Source organism: Micromonospora coerulea (assembly GCF_016598485.1).
GTDB lineage: Bacteria > Actinomycetota > Actinomycetes > Mycobacteriales > Micromonosporaceae > Micromonospora > Micromonospora coerulea.
This window is the reverse complement of record NZ_JAEMUW010000004.1, coordinates 329,674-348,499: the sequence shown is the minus strand read 5'-3', so window position 1 is coordinate 348,499 and position 18,826 is coordinate 329,674. Positions and strand designations below refer to the sequence as shown.

At 75.5% G+C, this 18,826-nt stretch carries 20 protein-coding genes; 12 read left to right on the top strand and 8 right to left on the bottom strand.

Features of this window, described 5'->3' with window-relative positions:
• The first annotated feature begins 57 nt into the window (after positions 1 to 57).
• The 3 genes from I8N68_RS08300 (at position 58) to I8N68_RS08290 (ending at position 3,351) form a co-directional block, all read left to right on the top strand.
• Positions 58 to 873 (top strand): DUF4097 family beta strand repeat-containing protein, encoded by an 816-nt coding sequence (locus tag I8N68_RS08300; RefSeq protein WP_200209260.1) that lies wholly within the window; start codon positions 58 to 60, stop codon positions 871 to 873.
• Positions 870 to 1,712, top strand: coding sequence for a PadR family transcriptional regulator (locus tag I8N68_RS08295; protein ID WP_200209259.1), 843 nt, complete (start codon positions 870 to 872; stop codon positions 1,710 to 1,712). The genes I8N68_RS08300 and I8N68_RS08295 overlap by 4 nt, the downstream gene beginning before the upstream one ends.
• A 145-nt stretch (positions 1,713 to 1,857) precedes the next feature.
• The gene (locus I8N68_RS08290) at positions 1,858 to 3,351 is read left to right on the top strand and encodes a peptide MFS transporter (RefSeq protein ID WP_200209258.1); all 1,494 of its coding nucleotides are present in this window, start codon (positions 1,858 to 1,860) and stop codon (positions 3,349 to 3,351) included.
• A 264-nt stretch (positions 3,352 to 3,615) separates the two neighbouring features.
• Here I8N68_RS08290 and I8N68_RS08285 read toward each other — a convergent pair whose 3' ends face one another.
• The 3 genes from I8N68_RS08285 to I8N68_RS08275 are packed head-to-tail and all read right to left on the bottom strand — an operon-like array spanning position 3,616 to position 5,578.
• Positions 3,616 to 4,326: a SchA/CurD-like domain-containing protein gene (locus tag I8N68_RS08285; RefSeq protein WP_200209257.1), complete on the bottom strand. Its 711-nt coding sequence runs from the start codon at positions 4,324 to 4,326 to the stop codon at positions 3,616 to 3,618.
• 29 nt (positions 4,327 to 4,355) lie between these two features.
• Positions 4,356 to 5,111 (bottom strand): SDR family NAD(P)-dependent oxidoreductase, encoded by a 756-nt coding sequence (locus tag I8N68_RS08280; RefSeq protein WP_200209256.1) that lies wholly within the window; start codon positions 5,109 to 5,111, stop codon positions 4,356 to 4,358.
• Positions 5,108 to 5,578: an anthrone oxygenase family protein gene (locus I8N68_RS08275; RefSeq protein ID WP_234038948.1), complete on the bottom strand. Its 471-nt coding sequence runs from the start codon at positions 5,576 to 5,578 to the stop codon at positions 5,108 to 5,110. The genes I8N68_RS08280 and I8N68_RS08275 overlap by 4 nt, the downstream gene beginning before the upstream one ends.
• 242 nt (positions 5,579 to 5,820) lie before the next feature.
• Between I8N68_RS08275 and I8N68_RS08270 the strand changes: the two genes are divergently transcribed.
• Genes I8N68_RS08270 through I8N68_RS08260 form a run of 3 tightly spaced genes read left to right on the top strand, consistent with a single transcriptional unit; the run spans position 5,821 to position 8,194 of the window.
• A complete protein-coding gene (locus tag I8N68_RS08270) occupies positions 5,821 to 6,879 on the top strand; it encodes a methyltransferase (protein ID WP_200209255.1) in 1,059 nt (352 codons plus the stop codon).
• Positions 6,864 to 7,889, top strand: a complete 1,026-nt coding sequence (locus I8N68_RS08265) for an SDR family NAD(P)-dependent oxidoreductase (RefSeq protein ID WP_200209254.1) — start codon at positions 6,864 to 6,866, stop codon at positions 7,887 to 7,889. Before I8N68_RS08270 ends, I8N68_RS08265 begins: the two co-directional genes overlap by 16 nt.
• The gene (locus I8N68_RS08260) at positions 7,889 to 8,194 is read left to right on the top strand and encodes an antibiotic biosynthesis monooxygenase family protein (RefSeq protein ID WP_200209253.1); all 306 of its coding nucleotides are present in this window, start codon (positions 7,889 to 7,891) and stop codon (positions 8,192 to 8,194) included. The genes I8N68_RS08265 and I8N68_RS08260 overlap by 1 nt, the downstream gene beginning before the upstream one ends.
• Here the strand turns inward: I8N68_RS08260 and bioD are convergent.
• Both bioD and I8N68_RS08250 read right to left on the bottom strand, forming a co-directional pair.
• Positions 8,187 to 8,891 (bottom strand): dethiobiotin synthase, encoded by a 705-nt coding sequence (gene bioD / locus I8N68_RS08255; RefSeq protein ID WP_200209315.1) that lies wholly within the window; start codon positions 8,889 to 8,891, stop codon positions 8,187 to 8,189. The two genes, I8N68_RS08260 and bioD, sit on opposite strands and share 8 nt — an antisense overlap.
• A 23-nt stretch (positions 8,892 to 8,914) precedes the next feature.
• On the bottom strand, positions 8,915 to 10,111 hold the full coding sequence (locus I8N68_RS08250; protein WP_200209252.1) for an 8-amino-7-oxononanoate synthase: 1,197 nt from the start codon (positions 10,109 to 10,111) through the stop codon (positions 8,915 to 8,917).
• Between the two features lie 183 nt (positions 10,112 to 10,294).
• Between I8N68_RS08250 and bioB the strand changes: the two genes are divergently transcribed.
• From bioB to I8N68_RS08235, 3 genes are read left to right on the top strand one after another with little or no spacing between them, the layout of a single operon-like run.
• On the top strand, positions 10,295 to 11,290 hold the full coding sequence (gene bioB, locus I8N68_RS08245; RefSeq protein WP_200209251.1) for a biotin synthase BioB: 996 nt from the start codon (positions 10,295 to 10,297) through the stop codon (positions 11,288 to 11,290).
• A complete protein-coding gene (bsaP, locus tag I8N68_RS08240) occupies positions 11,287 to 11,484 on the top strand; it encodes a biotin synthase auxiliary protein BsaP (RefSeq protein WP_307812687.1) in 198 nt (65 codons plus the stop codon). Before bioB ends, bsaP begins: the two co-directional genes overlap by 4 nt.
• A 4-nt stretch (positions 11,485 to 11,488) precedes the next feature.
• A complete protein-coding gene (locus I8N68_RS08235) occupies positions 11,489 to 11,995 on the top strand; it encodes a GNAT family N-acetyltransferase (protein WP_200209250.1) in 507 nt (168 codons plus the stop codon).
• An 18-nt stretch (positions 11,996 to 12,013) separates the two neighbouring features.
• Here I8N68_RS08235 and I8N68_RS08230 read toward each other — a convergent pair whose 3' ends face one another.
• Together I8N68_RS08230 and I8N68_RS08225 are read right to left on the bottom strand one after the other, a co-directional pair.
• The gene (locus I8N68_RS08230; protein ID WP_200209249.1) at positions 12,014 to 12,550 is read right to left on the bottom strand and encodes a GNAT family N-acetyltransferase; all 537 of its coding nucleotides are present in this window, start codon (positions 12,548 to 12,550) and stop codon (positions 12,014 to 12,016) included.
• A 50-nt stretch (positions 12,551 to 12,600) separates the two neighbouring features.
• On the bottom strand, positions 12,601 to 13,128 hold the full coding sequence (locus tag I8N68_RS08225; protein ID WP_200209248.1) for a DUF488 domain-containing protein: 528 nt from the start codon (positions 13,126 to 13,128) through the stop codon (positions 12,601 to 12,603).
• A 206-nt stretch (positions 13,129 to 13,334) separates the two neighbouring features.
• Between I8N68_RS08225 and I8N68_RS08220 the strand changes: the two genes are divergently transcribed.
• Positions 13,335 to 14,552, top strand: a complete 1,218-nt coding sequence (locus I8N68_RS08220; protein ID WP_200209247.1) for a YbfB/YjiJ family MFS transporter — start codon at positions 13,335 to 13,337, stop codon at positions 14,550 to 14,552.
• Positions 14,553 to 14,622: 70 nt separating this feature from the next.
• Here the strand turns inward: I8N68_RS08220 and I8N68_RS33855 are convergent, their stop codons facing one another.
• A complete protein-coding gene (locus I8N68_RS33855) occupies positions 14,623 to 15,609 on the bottom strand; it encodes a GlxA family transcriptional regulator (protein WP_307812685.1) in 987 nt (328 codons plus the stop codon).
• Between the two features lie 413 nt (positions 15,610 to 16,022).
• Here I8N68_RS33855 and I8N68_RS08210 point away from each other — a divergent pair, with 413 nt between their 5' ends.
• Together I8N68_RS08210 and I8N68_RS08205 are read left to right on the top strand one after the other, a co-directional pair.
• The gene (locus I8N68_RS08210) at positions 16,023 to 16,784 is read left to right on the top strand and encodes an LPXTG cell wall anchor domain-containing protein (RefSeq protein ID WP_200209246.1); all 762 of its coding nucleotides are present in this window, start codon (positions 16,023 to 16,025) and stop codon (positions 16,782 to 16,784) included.
• Between the two features lie 458 nt (positions 16,785 to 17,242).
• Complete coding sequence (locus I8N68_RS08205; RefSeq protein ID WP_200209245.1) at positions 17,243 to 18,811, top strand: aldehyde dehydrogenase family protein; 1,569 nt, start codon at positions 17,243 to 17,245, stop codon at positions 18,809 to 18,811.
• Positions 18,812 to 18,826 lie beyond the last annotated feature (15 nt).

The following is an 18,826-nucleotide window of genomic DNA, read 5'->3' as shown; positions in this document are numbered from 1 at the left end:
CTATCGCGATAGTGGGTATGCTGGTCCGGACAGGCGGTCGGCCCGAAGGAGTGTGGCGTGCGAGAGTGGCAGGTACGCGAGGGCGAGCGGCTGGACCTGCCGCCCGCCCGGCGGGTCCGGGTCCGGGTCGTCGGCGGCGAGGTCGACCTGACCAGCGGCCCGCCGCTGCTGGAAGTGACCGACGTCGCCGGCCCGCCGCTGCGCGCGAGCCTCACCGGTGACCTGCTCGAACTGCGCCACGACCACGGGCTGCACCGCCCCTGGTGGCGAGACTTCCCGCCGGCCTTCCGGCGCCGGTGCCGCCTGGCGCTGGCCCTGCCCGCCGGCACCGAGGTCGAGGTGGAGACCGTCGGCGCCGGCATCGTCGCCGTCGGGCTCTCCGGCAGCACCCGGCTGACCAGCCTCACCGGCGAGATCGTGGTGGACCGGGGCGGTCCCGAGCTGCGCGCCCGGACGGTCTCCGCCCGGATCCTCGCCCGCGGCTGCACCGGCCGCGCCCACCTGGAGACGGTCTCCGGCGAGGTGACCGTGGTGACCGGGCGGGAGCCCGTCGCGCTGGACCTGGCCGCGGTCTCCGGCCCGCTGCTGGTCGGCGTGCCCGACGACGCGGCCAGCCTGGACGTCGAGCTGACCACCGAGGGCGGCCGGGTCGTCACCCAGCTGCCGGACGGCACGCCGGGCCTGGAGAGTCGCACCTCCGGCGGCGCGACGGTCGGGCTGCGCCTGCGCCGCGGTCGGGCCCCACAGGCGGTCCAGGTGCGCGGCACCACCGTCTCCGGCCAGGTGGCGCTGGTCCGGCAGGCCGGGCCCGGCACGCCCACCCCGCCACCGGCGGCGCCCGCGCCGGCCATCGGGACCGAGGAGCAGCGATGAGAGCACCCTCGTCCCCGTTCGGCCACGGCCAGTTCAAGCTCTACCTCCTCGCCCTGCTCCGGGACCAGCCCCGGCACGGCTACGAGGTGATCAAGCTGATCGAGGAGACCTTCGCCGGCGCGTACGCCCCCTCGGCGGGCGCCGTCTACCCGCGACTGTCCCGGTTGGAGACCGAGGGTCTGGTCTCCCGGGAGGTCGACGAGAGCGGCCGGAAGATCTACCGGATCACCTCCGGCGGGGAGGAGGAGCTGCGCCGGCGCGCCCCGGAGCTGGACCAGCTGTCCCGCGAGATCGACCGGTCGATCGCCGACATCACCCGGGAGGCCGACGCCGACGTCCGCGCCGAGGCGGCCGGGCTGCGCGCCGAGGCCCGGCGCGGCCGGCGGGTACGCGCCCCGGAGAACCGGCGCGGCTGGTTCCGGCGCGGCGACGAGCCGGAGCCGGCCGCCGGCGGGCCGGAGGGCGCCGCCGAGGAAGCCGCGACGCCGGAGCACGCGGTGGAGGAACGGCGCGCCGAGCCGACACCGACCGGCCGGGCGGACGCGCAGCGCGGGCCGGTGCCGGCGGAGCCGGACCGGACTGCGACCGGGCCGGAGAACTGGGGCCCCCGGGAGTGGCGCGAGGCGCTCTCCTGGGGCGCCGAGTGGCGTCACGAGTGGAGCGACTACTTCGCCTTCGGGAACAACGCCCGGCAGGTCGAGAAGATGGTGGACCGGTTCCGCGAGGACGCCCGCCGGGCCCTCCAGGAGGGCAACGCCGCCGACGCGCACGCCATCGAGGAGTGCCGGCAAGCGCTGGGCGAGGCCCTGGTCCGGATCCGCCGGGCGGTCGGCATCTGACCCGTCCCCCCGTGACCGGAGCGGGCCCGGCCCATCGCCGCACCCCGGGGCGTCGAGCGGTCGTCCAGCCCCCGTCGAGTAGCCGGTGCGAGCCTGCCGCGGACAGGGGCGCGGGACGCCTCCCGCGCCGGACCGGGAGGACGCAATGACACGGATCCAACTGGCGCCGCCCGCGCCGACGACCGCGCCGGGCCGCCTCGCCGGCATGCCGCGCTGGTTCGTCACCCTCTTCCTCACCGACATGTGGGAACGCTTCAGCTTCTACGGCATGCAGGCGATCCTGTTCCTGTACGCGGTGGCGCCCCGGGCCGACGGCGGCCTCGGGCTGGGCGTGGGCACCGCGACCGCGCTCTTCGGGCTCTACATGGCGATGGTCTTCCTCGCCGCCGTGCCGGGCGCCTGGGTCGGCGACCGGCTGCTCGGCGCCCGGCGGGCCACCCTGTCCGGCGGCCTGGTCATCGCCGCCGGGCACACCTGCATGGCGCTGCCCGGTGCCTGGTCGATCTGGGCCGGGCTCGGGCTGCTGGTCGCCGGCACCGGCCTGCTCAAGCCCAACATGGGCGTCCTGCTGAGCGACTTCTACGGCGACGGCGAGGTGACCCGCCGGGAGGCGGCGTTCTCCATCTTCTACATGAGCATCCAGGTCAGCGCGCTGATCGCCCCGGTGGTCACCGGCTTCCTCGGCGAGACCGTGGACTGGCACCTCGGCTTCGCCGCCGCGGCCGTCGGCATGTACGCCGGAGTGCTCCAGTTCGCCCTCGGCCGCCGGCACTTCGGGACGGTCGGTGCCCAGCCGGCGCACCCGATCGCGCCGGCCGCCCGCCGGCGGCTGTTCCGCCGCACCGGGTACCTGGTGGCCGTGGTGGCCGCCCTGCTCGGCGTTGACGCGCTGGCCGGCACGCTGCGCATCGAGCACGCCCTGATCCCACTCGGGCTGACCGTGCTGACCGTCCCGGTGGTGCTGTTCCGGCGGCTGCTGCGGCACCCGGCGATCACCGCCGTGGAGCGGCTGCGGGTGTCCGGCTTCATCCGGCTCTTCCTCAGCTCGGCCGTGTTCTGGATGATCTTCACGCAGTCCGGCTCGGTGCTCAGCCAGTTCGCCCGGGAGTCGGTCGACCGGGAGGTCTTCGGCTTCCTGGTGCCGGCCAGCTGGTTCCAGTCCCTGCACCCGCTGTTCATCCTCGCCGTGGCGCCGCTGGCCGCCTGGCTCTGGGTCCGCCTCGGCGACCGGCTGGGCGTACCGGTCAAGTTCGCGCTCGGCCTCGGCCTGGTGGCCGCCAGCTACCTGCTGATGGCGGCGGTGGCGGTGCTGGCCGCCGACGGACCGGTGTCGCCGGTCTGGCTGCTGCTGGTCTTCCTGCTTCAGGCCGCTGGGGAGCTGGCGCTCGCCCCGGTCGGCATCAGCGCCGCCGGCACCGCCGCGCCCGCCTTCTACCGCAGCCAGATGATGGGGCTGTGGTGGCTGTCGGCCGCGGTCGGCGCGGCCGTCGGTGGCCGGATCGGGCAGCTCGCCCCCACCCTGCCGCAACCGCCCTACTACGCGGCGCTGGCCGTCGTCGCGCTCGCCGTCGGCCTGCTCCTGGTCGCCCGCCGGGTCCGCATCCGCCGCCTGCTCACCGCCGGCATCCCGGCGGCCTGACCCCCTTCCACTCCCGTGCCGGCGCCCGCGCGACCTCGCGCGGGCGCCGGACCGCGCCCGGTCACCCTGCGCGGGACGCCACCATCGGCTCCGGGTCGCCGAGGTGGCGGCATCCGTCACAGCCGGACACCGCCACGTCGGGGATCCGCGACCGGCGGGAGAGCCGGCGCCGACGCGCCGGGCCGGCGTCGGGGCCGGAACGGCAGGTCGCCCCGGCACCGGAAAGCGGTGCCGGGGCGACCGGAGCGGGGCGACGGGAGGCGGTCAGGCGCCGCGGGCGGCGGCCGGCAGGCTAAGCACGGAGAGCTGGGAGATGCACCGCATCGGGGCCGGCAGGGCCACCACCGGGCCCAGCACGTACGGCCGCAGCCGCTCCCACTCCAGCGCCCGCCCCGACCAGCCGGTGAGGTGGTCCAGCGCCGCCGCCAGCTCGCCCTCGTACTGGTAGATCCGGACCAGCGTGCGGTCCCGGACGAAGGCCGCGGTGGCCAGCACGGGACCGTCCTCGGCGGAGATCGGCGGGGTGGCGGCCAGCGCGCCGCCGATCTCCGGCGCGGCGTCCGGCACCACCGGCCAGCGCAGCGCCAGCATCGCCGTGGCCACGTCGTCGCGGCGCACGTGCTGCTGCACGGGGCGCATCGCGGCGCGGCTGAAGTGGGCGGAGAAGCCCTCGACGGTGCCGGTGTCCCGGGCCTCGGCGAGGTACGGCGCGATCTGCTGCTCGGCCCGGTGCACGCCGGGCTGGGAGCCCATGTGGCGCGCGATGGCCGCGCCATTGCCCTCGAACTGGATAACCCGCACCATGTCGGTCTCCTGGATGAACAGGCCGGTGGCGAGGAGGCGACCGACCACCGCGCCGGAGGGGTCGCGCAGGGTGGGCGAGGAGGCGCGCTGGAAGCTGCCGGCCGCGAAGATGTCCGCGATCTCGTCCTCGTGGCCGGGTCGTACCCCGTAGCTGATGGCACCGAACGGCATGGTCACTCCTTGAGGTGTCGTGGGACTGGTCAGATGCCGCCGTCGACGTGGACGACGGTGCCCGTCACGTAGCCGGAGAGCCGGCCGGCGAGGAAGAGCACCACGTCGGCGACCTCGTCCGGGGTGGCCTGCCGGCCGAGCGCGGCCATCGCCCGCAGCCGGGCGGCGAGCGGCGGAGGTGGTTCCTCGCCGGGCGACGCGACCGGGCCGGGCGCGACGGTGTTCACCCGGATCCCGGTCGGTCCCAGCTCCTTGGTCAGCGCGCGGGCGAACCCGAGCAGCCCGGCCTTCGCGGCGGCGTAGTGGCTGCGGCCGGGGGCACCCCGCAGGGCCAGCGCCGCGCCGACGGTGACCACCGACGCGCCGGGGCCGAGCAGCGGCAGCACCGCCCGGGTGGTCGCGGCGACCGCGGTGAGGTCCGCGTCGACCACCCGCCGCCACTCCGCGTCGGACATCCCCGCGAACGGCGTCCCGCCGTCGACCGCGGCGTTGTTCACCAGCACGTCCAGGCCACCAAACTCCTCGCGGCAGGCGGCGGCGAGCAGCTCCCGGTCCGCCGGCACGGTCAGGTCCGCCCGCACCACCCGCAACCGCTGCGGTACGTCGGTCGACTCGGCCAGGGCGACCGCCGCCGCGGCGTCCCCCCGGTGGCAGGTGAGCACCGAGGCGCCCGCGTCGAGCAGGGCGTGGACCACGGCCCGGCCGATCCCCCGGGTGCCCCCGGTGACCAGGCACCGCCGGCCGGCCAGGCCCAGCAGGTCGACCGCCGGGGCGGGGGCGCTCACAGCGTCACCACGGCGATCGCGTTGAGCACCAGCGCGCCCACCGCCAGCGAGGTGCGGGTCCGGTGCAGCGCCTGCCACTTCGGGCGCGGATCCCACCAGTCGGCCGGTACGGCGTCCGGGTCGACCCGCTTGACCTGCCGGTTGATCGGCACGTTGCCGAGGTGCGAGACGAACTGGCTGGCGGCCAGCAGCAGCCCGGCGACCAGGAACAGCAGCCAGCTGCCGTGGTCGGCGTCCAGCGCGACCGGGACCAGCAGGAAGTCCGCGACCATCCCGACGTTCACCACGATCGGCATCACCGGGTGGTAGCCCTTGCCCAGCAGCCGGTGCACCCGGATGTAGGTGCCCGCGGGAAGCGCGAAGAGCGTGGGCAACACGCTCACCGCGACGGCGAAGAGCACCCCGGCGGTGATCCCGCTGGCCACCAGCGCGGAGACCCCGAGCAGCCCGGATATCCAGGTCATCATCGTCCTTTCCTCCCCGCCACGGCGGCCCGAGGCGGCTGCCGGCCACCCGGACGTTCCGGCCGGGCGGATCGGCGCCCATGCTCGGCCAGCCCGGTGGAGCCGATCTGGAGGGCGACTGGAGCGCCGGACACCACCGCGTCCTGACCGGTTCTCGAGCGCCCGGCGGCACCGTCGCCGGTGGCGGTCGGTGGCCGGGGCACCGGTCGGTCCGCCGGCACACACCCGGCGAGAACGGAGAACCCATGGACAGCAACCGGCGAGGGGCCCAGGCGGTGGCCGGGCTCGGCGACGCGCCGTTGCCGGCACACGCCCGGCTCCTCCTGCTCACCAGCGGAAAGCGGATCTCCCAGGTCATCTACGCGCTGGCGGAGGTGGGAGTCGCGGACGCGCTGGCCGACGGCCCGCTGCCGGTCGACGAGCTGGCCCGGCGTACCGACACGGAACCTGGAGCGCTGTACCGGCTGCTGCGCTGCGCCGCCGCCGTCGGCGTCTTCGCCGAGCGGGAGGGCCGCCAGTTCGCGCTCACCGAGCTGGCCGAGGCGCTGCGCGCGGACGTGCCGCAGAGCCAGCGCGACATGATCCTGTTCAACGGCGCCGAGGAGATGTGGGCGCCGTACGGACGGATCGTGGACAGCCTGCGTACCGGCAAGCCGGTGTTCCCGGAGCTGTTCGGCGCCGACTTCTTCGACCACCTGCGGGCGCACCCCGAGGTGAGCGCGGTCTTCGACCGGGCGATGACCCGGATGAGCGCGACCACCACCCGGCAGTTCCTCGACGCGTACGACTTCGCGCGTTTCGCGCGGGTGGCCGACGTGGGCGGCGGCCGCGGCCACTTCCTGGCCGAGCTGCTCCACCGGCACCCCTCGGTACGCGGCACGCTGGTCGACCAGCCGCACGTGGCGGAGGTGGCGGCCGGGGTGTTCGCCGCCCGGGGCGTGGCGGACCGGGCCGAGGTGCGGCCCGGGGACTTCTTCGGTGAGCTGCCCGGCGGCTTCGACGCGTACGTGCTCAAGGCGGTGCTGCACGACTGGGACGACGAGGACGCGCTGGCCATCCTGCGCCGGATCCGGGCCGCCATCGGCGAAGACGCCCAGGCCCGCCTGCTGGTGCTGGAACACGTGCTGGCCCCGCTGAACGCGTGGGACCACGGCAAGTTCCTCGACATCGACATGCTGCTGCGCTTCGGCGGCCGGGAACGGGACGCGGCGCAGTGGCGGGAGCTGCTGCGCGCTGGCGGCTTCGAGCTGGTCGGCGAGCCGACGGCCGGGCGGTGGGCGGTGCTCGAATGCCGGCCGGCGTGAGCGCGGGCGGGCGGGCCGGTGCCCGGCTGGACGGCCGGCGCGCCCTGGTCACCGGCGTGGATCGGGGGGTGGGCCGGGCCGCCGCGCTGGCCTTGGCCGACGCCGGGGCGACGGTGGTGGCCGCGTACCGCGCGGAGGGCGCGAGCGTCGAGGATCTGCGGGTCCGGCTCAAGGAGCGGGGCGGCATGCATCACCTGGTCCGGGCCGACGTCACCGACCCGGACGAGGTGACCCAGCTGCTCGACCTGTGCCGGCGGCAGCTCTCCGGACTGGACGTGCTGGTCAACGCGGACACCGCCAGCGGGTCGGCCCGGTTGGCGGCGCTGACCGTGGCCGAGTGGCGCCGGGTGCTCGACGGCACGCTGACCGGGATGTTCCTGGTCACCCGGGAGGCGCTGCCGCTGCTCGGGACGGGCGCCTCGGTGGTCAACCTGACCTCGGCGGCGGCCCTGCGCGGCCGGCCGGCCCGGGCGCACGACCTGGCCGCGAAGGCGGGCGTGCTCGGGCTGACCCGGGCGCTGGCCCGGGAGCTGGGCCCGGACGGCATCCGGGTCAACGCGGTGGCCACCGGGCGCATCGCCCTCGACCCGGCGGACGCCGCCGGCGCGGGCCCCGGCGGCCCGGCGGACGCCGCGACGGGCGGGCGGGCGGACGCCACCCCGGGACCGGAGTCGGCCGCCCCGCCGACGCGGCCGGGCCCGGCGAACGCGCCGCAGGTCCCGGCGAGCGCACCGCAGGGCCACTGGCTGGGCAGTGCCACGCAGGGGCACTGGGTGGGCACCGCCATGCAGGGCTTCGGCCCGGCCGTCGCCCCGCCCGCCGCGCTGGCGCCGGCACCCGGGTCGACCCCGGAGCGCGGACCGGCGCCAGGGGCAGCCGACGCTCACCCGCCGGTCGCGCTCGGCCGACCGGGTACCCCCGAGGAGGTCGCCGCCGCGGTGCTCTTCCTCGCCGGTGACCTCGCCCGGTGCGTGACCGGGGAGACGCTCACCGTGGACGGGGGGATGTGATGAGCGTCCGGATCCTGCTCTGGCACCGGGTGGACGGCGACGGCGCGGCGGTGCGGGACGCGTACCACCGGGTGAGCAGGGCGCTGGCCGGCACCCCCGGGCTGCTGGGCAACCAACTGCTGCGCTCCGCCGTCGACCCGGCCTGCTTCGTGGTGATGAGCGAGTGGAGCAGCCTGACCGCGTTCCAGGACTGGGAGGGCGGCGCCACCCACCGGGGCACCACCGCGCCGCTGCGCCCCTACCAGGACCCGCGCCGGCAGCCGCCGTACGAGATCCTGGAGACCGTGGCGGCGTACCCTAGCTGATCTCCTCGGCCCAGGTACGCCAGTCGTCCAGCACCCCGTGCAGCGCCGGGGTGAGCCAGCCCGGGGCGGAGCGGCGGAAGACCCCCGGGTCCATGCCGCCCGCCCCGTCGGGCAGCGCGCCGAGCAGGTTCGGCACCAGGTCGGTCAGGTTCGTCCAGTGCACCAGCTCCGGGGCCGCCGGCCAGGCGCCGATGACCACCCCGGCCGGGACGGCCCGGCGCTCCAGCGCCTCCAGGGTGAGCGCGGTGTGGTTCAGCGTGCCGAGCCCCGCGCGGGCCACCACCACCGCCGGGGCACCCAGCGACACCGCCAGGTCGGCCACCGTCCAGGGTTCCCCCGACGGCCGCAGCCCCATCGGTACGAGCAGCCCACCGGCCCCCTCGATGAGCACCAGGTCGTGCTTGTCGGCCTCGGCGCGGACCGCGTCGACCGCCGTGTAGAGCTCCAGCGGCGCCAGCTCGGCGACCCGGGCGGCGGCCAGCGGGGCGAGCGGGTCCGGGTAGCTGGCCAGGGTCCGGGCGGTCAGCGGGGCGGCCAGCCGGGTCACCGAGTCCGCGTCGCCGGGCTCGCCGGTGGCCGTACCGGTCTGGCCCGGCTTCACCACGGCGACCCGGAGGCCGGCGGCCTGCGCCGCCGCGGCGATCGCCGCGGTCACCACGGTCTTGCCCACCCCGGTGTCCGTGCCGGTCACCAGCACCGGCCCGGCCCACGCACCATCGCTCACGGCGCCACCTCGGTTCGCGACTGCGGGGCTCGCAAACCCGGCTCACTCCGCGCGCTCACGGGTGCACAGTCCACGATGACCTCCAGCGCCCGCTCGTAATCCACCCGGGACACCCCGGCGCTGATGGTGAGCCGGAGCCGGGAACGGCTGTCCGGGGTGGACGGCGGCCGGAAGCAGCCGACCGCGACGCCGCGGTCCCGGCAGTCCGCCGCCCACGCGGTCGCCGCCTCCGGGTTCGGCGCGGTCACCGAGACCACCGCGGCGTCGGGGGCCGAGACGGGCAGCCCGGCCGCGCCGAGCCGGCGCACCGTGAGGGCGGCCCGGTCGGCCAGCTCGGCGCGCAGGTCGTCGCCGGCGCGGGCGAGCCGGGCGGCGGCCGCGACCCCGGCGGCCACCGCCGGGGGCAACGCGGTGTCGAAGATGAACGTCCGGCCCGTCTCCACCAGGTACCGGACGAACTCGGCCGGTCCGGCGACCACCCCGCCGGCGCCGCCGAGTGCCTTGGAGAGGGTGGCGGTGACCACCACGTCCGGCTCGCCGGACAGACCCGCGGCGGCGACCCCGCCCGCGCCGGCCGGGCCGGTCACACCGAGCGCGTGCGCATCGTCGACCAGCAGCAGCGCGCCGTGCCGCCGGGCGACCGCGTGCAGCGCGGCCAGCGGGGCCAGGTCACCGTCGACGGAGAAGACCGACTCGGTCACCACCACCGCCGGCCGGCCGGGCGCGGCGGCCAGCGCGGCGGCCACCGCGTCGACGTCGGCGTGCGGGGTGACCACCGTCTCGGCGCCGGAGATCCGGCAGCCGTCGATCAGCGAGGCGTGGTTGTGGGCGTCGGAGACGAGCAGCGTACGCGGCCGGACGACGCCCCGGACGGCGGCGAGGTTGGCCAGGTAGCCGGAGGAGAAGACCAGCGCCCGGTCGGTGCCGAGCCAGCCGGCGAGGGTGTCCTCGAGGGCGTGGTGGGCGTCGGTGGAGCCGCGCACCAGGCGCGAACCGGTGGCCCCCAACCCGTACGCGGACAGCGCCCGCGCGGCGGCGGCGGTGACCTCGGGGTGGGTGGCGAGGCCGAGGTAGTCGTTGCCGGCCAGGTCGACCACGGCGTCGCCGGCGGCCCGTGGGCGCAGGGTGCGGGTGAGCCCCGCCCGGGCCCGCAGCTCGGCGCGGCGGTCGAGCGCTGCCAGCCAGTCCGCCACCCCTACTCCCCTCGTCCGCGGCGCCCACCGGCGCTCCCGCCGGGCGAAGTTACCACCCGGCCGGCCGGCACCGGCGTGGCGCGGACCACCCCGCCCGGGCTGCTCGGACGTCGCTGGTGCGCCGATCGAGCGTCGGGCCTCGGCCGTTTCTCCACCCCGGAGCGGCCTTGTAGGGTACGAGCCATGCCAGAGATCCTCGACCAGGCCCGAACCCAGGTGCTGGAGAACGGCGTCGGCCTCGACGAGGCCGGTGTCCTCGCCGTGCTCAACCTGCCCGACGAAGACGTCCCCGCCGCTCTCCAGCTCGCTCACGAGGTGCGGATGCGCTGGTGCGGCCCGGAGGTCGAGGTCGAGGGCATCGTGTCGCTGAAGACCGGCGGCTGCCCGGAGGACTGCCACTTCTGCTCGCAGTCCGGGCTGTTCACCTCGCCGGTCCGTTCGGTCTGGCTGGACATCCCGTCCCTGGTGGAGGCGGCGAAGCAGACCGCGAAGACCGGGGCGACGGAGTTCTGCATCGTGGCCGCCGTGCGCGGCCCGGACGCCCGGCTGATGAAGCAGATGCGCGAGGGCGTGGCCGCCATCAAGGCGGAGGTCGACATCCAGGTCGCCGCGTCGCTGGGCATGCTCAGCCAGGAGCAGGTCGACGAGCTGGTCGACATGGGCGTGCACCGCTACAACCACAACCTGGAGACCTGCCGCTCGTACTTCCCGAACGTGGTCACCACGCACTCCTGGGAGGAGCGCTGGGACACGCTGCGGATGGTCCGGGAGTCCGGCATGGAGGTCTGCTGCGGCGGCATCCTCGGCCTCGGCGAGACCGTCGAGCAGCGCGCCGAGTTCGCCGCGCAGCTCGCCGAGCTGGACCCGCACGAGGTGCCGCTGAACTTCCTCAACCCCCGGCCGGGCACGCCGCTCGGCGACCGCCCGGTGGTGGAGGGCAAGGACGCGCTGCGGGCCATCGCCGCGTTCCGGCTGGCCATGCCGCGCACCATCCTCCGGTACGCGGGCGGCCGCGAGATCACCCTCGGCGACCTGGGCACCCGGGACGGCCTGCTGGGCGGCATCAACGCGGTGATCGTCGGCAACTACCTGACCACCCTGGGCCGGCCGGCGACCGCCGATCTCGCCCTGCTGGACGACCTGAAGATGCCGGTCAAGGCGCTCTCCGAAACGCTGTGAGGCCGACGGTGACCGAGCTGTGGTGCGACCGCTGCGGTGAATCCGCCGCGGCGGGTCCGCACCCGGGGTGCGCGGCGGCCCGGGCGCTGGAGCCACCGCGCTACTGCGCGCGCTGCCGCCGCCGGATGAAGGTGCAGGTGCTGCCGGTCGGCTGGTCGGCGGTCTGCGTCGAGCACGGCGAGATCCGGGGCTGAGGCCGTGCTGCGGGGGCGGGCGGTGACGCTGCGACCGGCGACGGACGCGGACGTGTCGGCCCTCGCCGCCATCCGGGCCACCCCGGAGGTCCGGCACTGGTGGCGCGGCGGCGACGACCTGGCCGAGGCCGTCCGCGCCGACCTGGTCGACGACGACCTGACCGTGTACGCCATCGAGCACGACGGCCGGGTGGTCGGCGCGATCCAGTGGTACGCCGAGCCCGACCCGGACTACCGCCATGCCGCGATGGACATCTTCCTGGACCCGGCGGTACGCGGCGCCGGCCTCGGCGGGGACGCGATCCGCACGCTGGCCCGGCACCTGATCGACGAGCACGGCCATCACCGGTTCACCATCGACCCGGCGGCGGCGAACACCGCGGCGATCCGCGCGTACGCGAAGGTGGGCTTCCGCCCGGTCGGCATCATGCGCCGCTACGAGCGGGGCGCCGACGGCCGCTGGCACGACGCGCTCCTGATGGACCTCCTCGCCGACGAACTGCCCGACTGACGCCCGTTCGCCGACCAGCTACCCGACCGACGCGGTGCGGATCCAGTACCGGCGCACCCGCCCCAACTCGGTGTCCCGCATGTCCTCCAGTTTTCCGCCGTGCCGCTCGATCGTGCGGGCGGACGCCACGTTGTCCACGTCGCAGGTCACCAGGACCGGGTCCAGGCCGCGTCGGCCCGCCTCGGTCAGTGCCCCGCCCAGGGCGAAGGTGGCCACGCCGCGGCGCCGCGCCGACGGTCGGACGCCGTAGCCGATGTGCCCGCCGGCGCGCCGCAGGAAATCGTTGAGGCGCAGCCGCAGGGACATCGCGCCGAGCACCTCGTCGCCGTCGACGATCCACCAGTACAGGGCGTGGACGCGCCCCTCCGGCGCCGGCCGGGATTCGTCCGCCTGCTCGCGCAGCCCCCGTACCCAGGTCGCGAAGCCCGCCGGCGAGTCGACGTCGTCGTCCGGCCGCAGCCCGCTGCCGTCCTGGTGGACGCCGCGGCCCCAGTCGTCGCGGGCGGCCAGCCAGGCGATGTGCAGGCGGGCGGTGGGCGCGATCAGCTCCAGCATGCGGGGAGGCTACCGGGGCGGGCGCCCGGCGGACCACCGCGTTCCCCGCCTCACCGGTCCCAGAGCAGGTGGCCGTCGGGCCGGCGGCGGGCGCCCTCGGCCGGGCGGTGTGGGCTGAGCCGGCCATCGGGCATGAGGTGGGTCACCGGGGCACCGCGGCCGAGCACCGCGACGTCGGCGATCAGCCGGCGGTGGCAGCGCCACCACACGCTCTCGCTGCACATCACCGCCGTGGTCCGGGCCGCCGCGTCGGCGAGCACCTCGTCCAACGCGGCGTCGAACCCGGCGGTACGGGTGTAGGCGGCGTACGCCCGGAAGGCCGGTACGGTCCACCAGGTGTCCAGCTCCGGCTCCCCGGCCGGGACGTGCCGGCGTCCGCCGAGCCGCGCCTCCCAGCGGTAGCCGATGCCCCGCTCCGGCAGCCAGCGGGCCAGTTCCTCGCGCCGGACGTCGGGATTGGTGCGGCTGGCCGGGTAGCGCCGCACGTCCACCACTAGAGCGATCTTTGCCGCGGCCAGCAACGCCCCCAGCCGCTCGCGGTCGGCCGCGCCGTGCCCCACCGTCAGCAGTTCCGCCACGACGGTGCATTGCCCCGAATCCGGGCGACCTACCCGCGCGTGGGGCGGCGGACGATCGCGACCAAACCTCCCGGTGGGGACGAAAGCCCGCGCAGGTCGGTGTCCCGATCCGAGGGTGACCTGTCCGTCCGGACGGCCATCGCGGCCCCACCCGTGCCGGTTCCACCTGACAGCGGGCCGACGAGCCCGCCGACCGAGGAGGAACCATGTCCCCGAATCCACGCCGGCGCGAGACGTTGATCGCGCTCGGCCTGGCCGCCGGGCCCGTCGTCGCGCTCGGCTTCACCCGCTTCGCGTACGCCCTGCTGCTGCCCGCCATGCGCGGCGACCTGCACTGGACGTACGCCCAGGCCGGCGGCCTGAACACCGCGAACGCCGCCGGTTACGTGATCGGCGCCGGGACGGCGGTGTTCTGGGCCCGCCGGCTCGGCGACCGGGCCGCCTTCGCGGGCGCCCTCGCCGTCAGCGCGCTCGCGCTGCTGCTCACCGCGACCACCGCCGGGTACCCGGCGCTGAGCCTGCTGCGATTCGTCGGTGGGCTGGCCACGGCCGTCTCCTTCGTGCTCGGTTCGGCGCTTGCCGCCCGGGTGGCCGGCGGCGGCGGACAGCGCCGGGCCGCGCTGCTGGTCGGGCTCTACATGGCCGGGGTGGGCGTCGGCGTGGTGCTCTCCGGACTGCTGGTGCCGGCGGCGCTCGCGGTGGCCGGGGACGCCGGATGGCGGGCCGGCTGGCTGCTGCTCGGTCTGGTGGCGGTGCTCGCGGTCGGGCCGGCCCTGCTCGCCGTCCGGCGGGTCCCACCGGCGGTCGGGACGACCGGCCCCGGCCTGGCCCGGGCGGACCTGGCCCGGCTCGGCCCGACCATCGCCTGGTACGTGCTCTTCGGCGCCGGCTACGTCAGCTACATGACCTTCGTCATCGCGCTCCTGCGTGACCAGGGTCTCGGCATCCCGGGCATCGCCACCTTCTTCGTGGTGCTCGGTCTCGCCTCGGCGGTGGCCACGCTGGCCGTGTGGGGGCGGGTGGTGGGGCGGCTGCCCGGCGGCCGGGCGCCCGCGCTGGTCTCGGCGCTGGTGCTGGTCGGCGTGCTGCCGGTGCTGCTGCTGCCGGCCGGGCTGCCCGCGGCGCTGCTGTCGGCGGCGATCTTCGGCAGCTCGTTCATGGCCGGCCCGACGGCGGCCACCGTGCTCGCCCGCCGGGCCCTGCCCGCCGGCGGCTGGACCGCCGGCATCGCCCTGCTGACCGTGGCCTTCTCCGTCGGTCAGGCGGTCGGGCCGCTGATCTCGGGCGCGCTGTCGGACTCCGGTGGCGTCGCGGTGGGGCTCTGGCTCTCCGTCGCCCTCCTGGCCGCCGCCGGTCTGGTCGCGCTGCGCCAGCGCGACACGGTCGCGGCCGAGGCTGGGGAACCGGTCGCCGCCCGGGCCTGAACCGCCGCCGACCCCGTCGATGCCGGGCCTGTCGTCCTGCCCACGGACGGCAGGCCCGGTCGTGCCGGGGTCACGGGTTGGGGTTGATACCCGTGGTGCGGAAGCGGGAGCGGTAGGCGCCGGGGGTGACGCCGAGTTCGCGGAGGAAGGCCCGGCGCATCGTCTCCGGGGAGCCGAAGCCGACCCGGCGGGCCACCACGTCGAGGGTGTCGTCGCCCCGCTCCAGCCGGTCCTGCGCCGCCTCGACCCGGACCCGGTCGAGGTAGACCGCCGGGGTGATGCCCAGCTCGGTGCGGAACAACCGGCCCAGGTGCCGCGCGCTCACCCCGGCCAGCGCCGCCAGACCGGCCAGGTCATACGGCCCGGCCGGGTCGGCGGCGACCGTGTCCAGCACCCGGCGCAGCAGGTCGTTGCGGGTGCTCGGGGTGCTGGTCCGGACGCTGAACTGGGACTGCCCGCCGGGGCGCTGCATGAAGACCACCAGGTGCCGGGCCACCGCGCGGGCCGTCTCCGGGCCGAGGTCCGCCTCGACCAGCGCGAGGGTCAGGTCGATGCCGGCGGTGATCCCGGCCGAGGTGATGATCCGGCCGTCGGCGATGAAGATCGGGTCCGGGTCGACGGTCAGCTTCGGGAACTGCGCGGCGAGCTGGTCGGCGAGGTCCCAGTGCGTGGTCACCCGGCGGCCGTCCAGTAGGCCGGTGGCGGCGAGGGGGAAGGCCCCGGCGCAGACCGAGGCGGTCCGGGCGGACCCGGCGGCGAGCCGGCGGATCTGGTCGAGCAGCGCCCGGTCCCCGGCGGCGGCCTGCCAGTCCGGCGCGCCGGGCACGACCAGGGTGCCGACCGGGCCGGTCACGTCGGGCAGCGCCAGGTCGACCCCGAGCCGGGCGCCGGCGCTGCTCACCACGTCCCGCCCGTCGGGCGAGGCGAGCAGCGGCCGGTACGAGCCGCCGTGTTCGTTGGCCACGGCGAGCACCTCCAACGGCCCGGTGACGTCGAGCAGCCGCACCCCGTCGTAGACGACGAAGAGCACGGTGTCACTGCGCCCCTGGGCCCGCACGGGTCGAGCCTAGTCAGCCGGATGGGGGCCGGGTGCCGGTCGGCACGACCGGTAACCGGCCGACGACGGATCGGGCGACGCGGGCAGGGGACGCCGTCGAGCGTGAAGGCGGTCGGCCCGGGGGTTGCTGCCGGTGTGGGCGCAGGATCGCCAAGGCAATGCGGGTTCGCCGGTTGATTGAGACGGCCGCCCTCGCACCCTCCCGGTAGGAGGGTCCCGGCGATGGGCGCTGCGCAGCGTCGGAGACCGGCGGGGCGTTACACCGACACGCGCTGGATTCGACCTCAGCTCGTCACGAATTTTTTTTCTTCCGACGGCATGTCGGCGCAGCTCAGACCGATCGTCCGATGTCACCATCGACGGGCCGGCATGGGATCATGTGCCGTCCCCTATCGCATCTCGGAGGAATACTCATGCCACAGCGTCGGCACGTGGCGCGCGCGGCCTTCACCGCAGCCGCGGCCACGGCCTGCCTCGCCTTCGCCGCTCCGGCCTGGGCGGCCGCCCCGCTCGCCGGGCCGCACAACCCGCCGGGTGACAACGGCACGGTGAAGATCGACGGCACCCCGTTCGAGGACCATGTCGACAACCAGCCGCACGTGGGCTGCGAGTTCGAGCTCGAGTTCTTCAACTTCGACGAGGGCGACACGGCGGACATCACGCTCGCCGCCCAGCCCCCGTCGGGCAAGTTCCAGCAGGTCAAGTTCCTCGACAACTACATCATCAGCAACGACCCGGCCAGCGGCGCGAACGACGACCACGACGAGGTCATCAAGTTCTCCGCCAATGACCTGGCGCTGGCCGGCGTGGAGGCCCACCCGGAGCAGGGCTACCACGTCAAGCTGACTGTCGACCTGACCGACGGCCACGGCAAGGCCAAGCACAAGGTGTTCTGGATCCAGCCGTGCGAGTCGAGCGAGTCGCCGTCGCCGACCCCGTCCACTCCGGGCGAGGAGTCGCCGACCCCGACGCCGGGCGGATCCGACAACCCGTCGGCGAACCCGTCGGGCTCGGCGGGCGGCGGCAACGGCGGCGGGAACGGCACCGGCGGCAGCCTGCCGCTCACCGGTGTGGCCGCGACCAGCACCGCGCTGACCGGCCTCGCGCTGATCGGTGGCGGTGTCGCGCTGATGGTGCTCCGGCGCCGTCGCGACAAGATCACCTTCACCAGCTGACACCAGCCGGTGAACTGAACCGGCCGTCGGACATCCGTCCGGCGGCCGGTTCCGTCTGTCCCGGACGGCACACCGAGGACAGCACGAGTTCGCCGTCGACTACAGCTTCCGCCGGCTCGGCACGGTCTGCTCGACAAACGAGGCGGTCGCGGCGCTGCGCGACTCCTGAGCGGCCGTTGAACCGCATCCGGTATTGATCCGTACTGACGGGTAACCCGGTCAACGTCGCCCGGGCATGGATCACATCATCGGTGCAGATCGATAAGATTGGAACGTACGTCCAGGTCAGAGCCGATGGCCGACGGCCGCGTGATTCCGCAGCCGACGCCGGACGGCGGGCCTGGTGTCCTGGCATACGAGCGTACGGTTGCCGTCGCGCTCGACGGCGCGGGACAGTACGCGACACCAGCGGTGCCATCGACGCCGCCGCTTTCCCGGTCCACGCTGAGGAGAACGCGATGGCTCTCAGACTCGCCGACGGCACCGCCTGGTCCGACACCCTCGCCCGCGCGGTGGCCGCCGCCCCGGAGGCCTTCGGGGCCGCGGCCCACGGCGTCACCACCCTGCACAACCTCGTCGAGGGCGACTGGCGGGCGGTCGGGGTACCCACCCCGGTCCGCACCCCGGTCGACAACACCGTCCTGGTCAACCTGGCCCGGCTCGACGCCGACTCGGCCCGCGCGGCCGTCGCCCACGCCGCCGCCGCGCACCGGGACTGGGCCCAGACCCCGCTGGCCGAGCGCAAGGCCCGGGTCACCGACGCCCTGGACGCGCTCACCGCGCACCGCGACCTGCTGGCCCTGCTGCTGGTCTGGGAGATCGGCAAGCCGTGGCGGCTGGCCTGCGCCGACGTCGACCGCGCCCTGGACGGCGTGCGCTGGTACGTCGGCGAGATCGACCGGATGCTCGCCGACGGCCGGGAGCCGCTGCCCGGCCCGGTCAGCAACATCGCCTCCTGGAACTACCCGATGAGTGTGCTGGTCCACGCCGAACTGGTGCAGTTGCTCGCCGGCAACGCGGTGATCGCCAAGACCCCGTCCCAGGGCGGCGCGGTCTGCCTCACCGTCGCGCACGCCCTGATGCGCCGCGCCGGCCTGCCCGCCACGCTCGTCTCCGGCGCCGGCGAGGAGCTGTCCGAGGTCCTCGTCCGGGCGCCGGAGATCGGCGCGGTCGCCTTCGTCGGCGGCCGCTCCAACGGCGGCAAGGTCGCCGCCGCGCTGCTCGACTCCGACAAGCGGCACTTCATCGAGCAGGAGGGCCTCAACGCCTGGGGCATCTGGAACTTCTCCCAGTGGGACCTGCTCGCCGCCCACCTGAAGAAGGGCTTCGAGTACGGCAAGCAGCGCTGCACCGCGTACCCGCGGTTCGTGGTCCAGCGCGACCTGGTCGACGAGTTCCTCGACATGTACCTGCCGGTGGTCCGCTCCGTCCGGTTCGGACACCCGCTCGCCGTCGACGCCGACTGGGCGGCCGGCGACCCGCTGCCCGAGCTGGACTTCGGCCCGTTGATCAGCGCCGCCAAGGCCGAGGAGCTGCGCCGCAAGGTCGACGAGGCGGTACGCGGCGGCGCGGTGCCGCTGCACCGGGGCAAGCTGGACGGGGCGCCCTTCCTCGACGGGCAGGACACCTCGGCGTACGTGGCCCCGGCGGTGCTGCTCGCCCCGCCCGGCCGGTCGAGGCTGATGCACGCCGAGCCGTTCGGCCCGGTCGACACCATCGTGGTGGTGGACACCACCGACGAGCTGCTGGCCGCGATGAACGCCTCCAACGGCGCGCTCGTGGCGTCGCTGGCCTGCGACGACACCGACGAGGCGGCGAAGCTCGCGGTCGACCTCCAGGCGTTCAAGGTGGGCATCAACAAGCCCCGGTCCCGGGGCGACCGGGATGAGCCGTTCGGCGGCCGGGGCGCCTCGTGGAAGGGCGCCTTCGTCGGCGGTGACCTGCTGGTGCAGGCGGTCACCGTCGGCGGGGACGGCCGGCTCTACGGCAACTTTCAAGACTGGACAGCGCTACCGCCGAACCTCTGACCGCGCGGGGGCCGA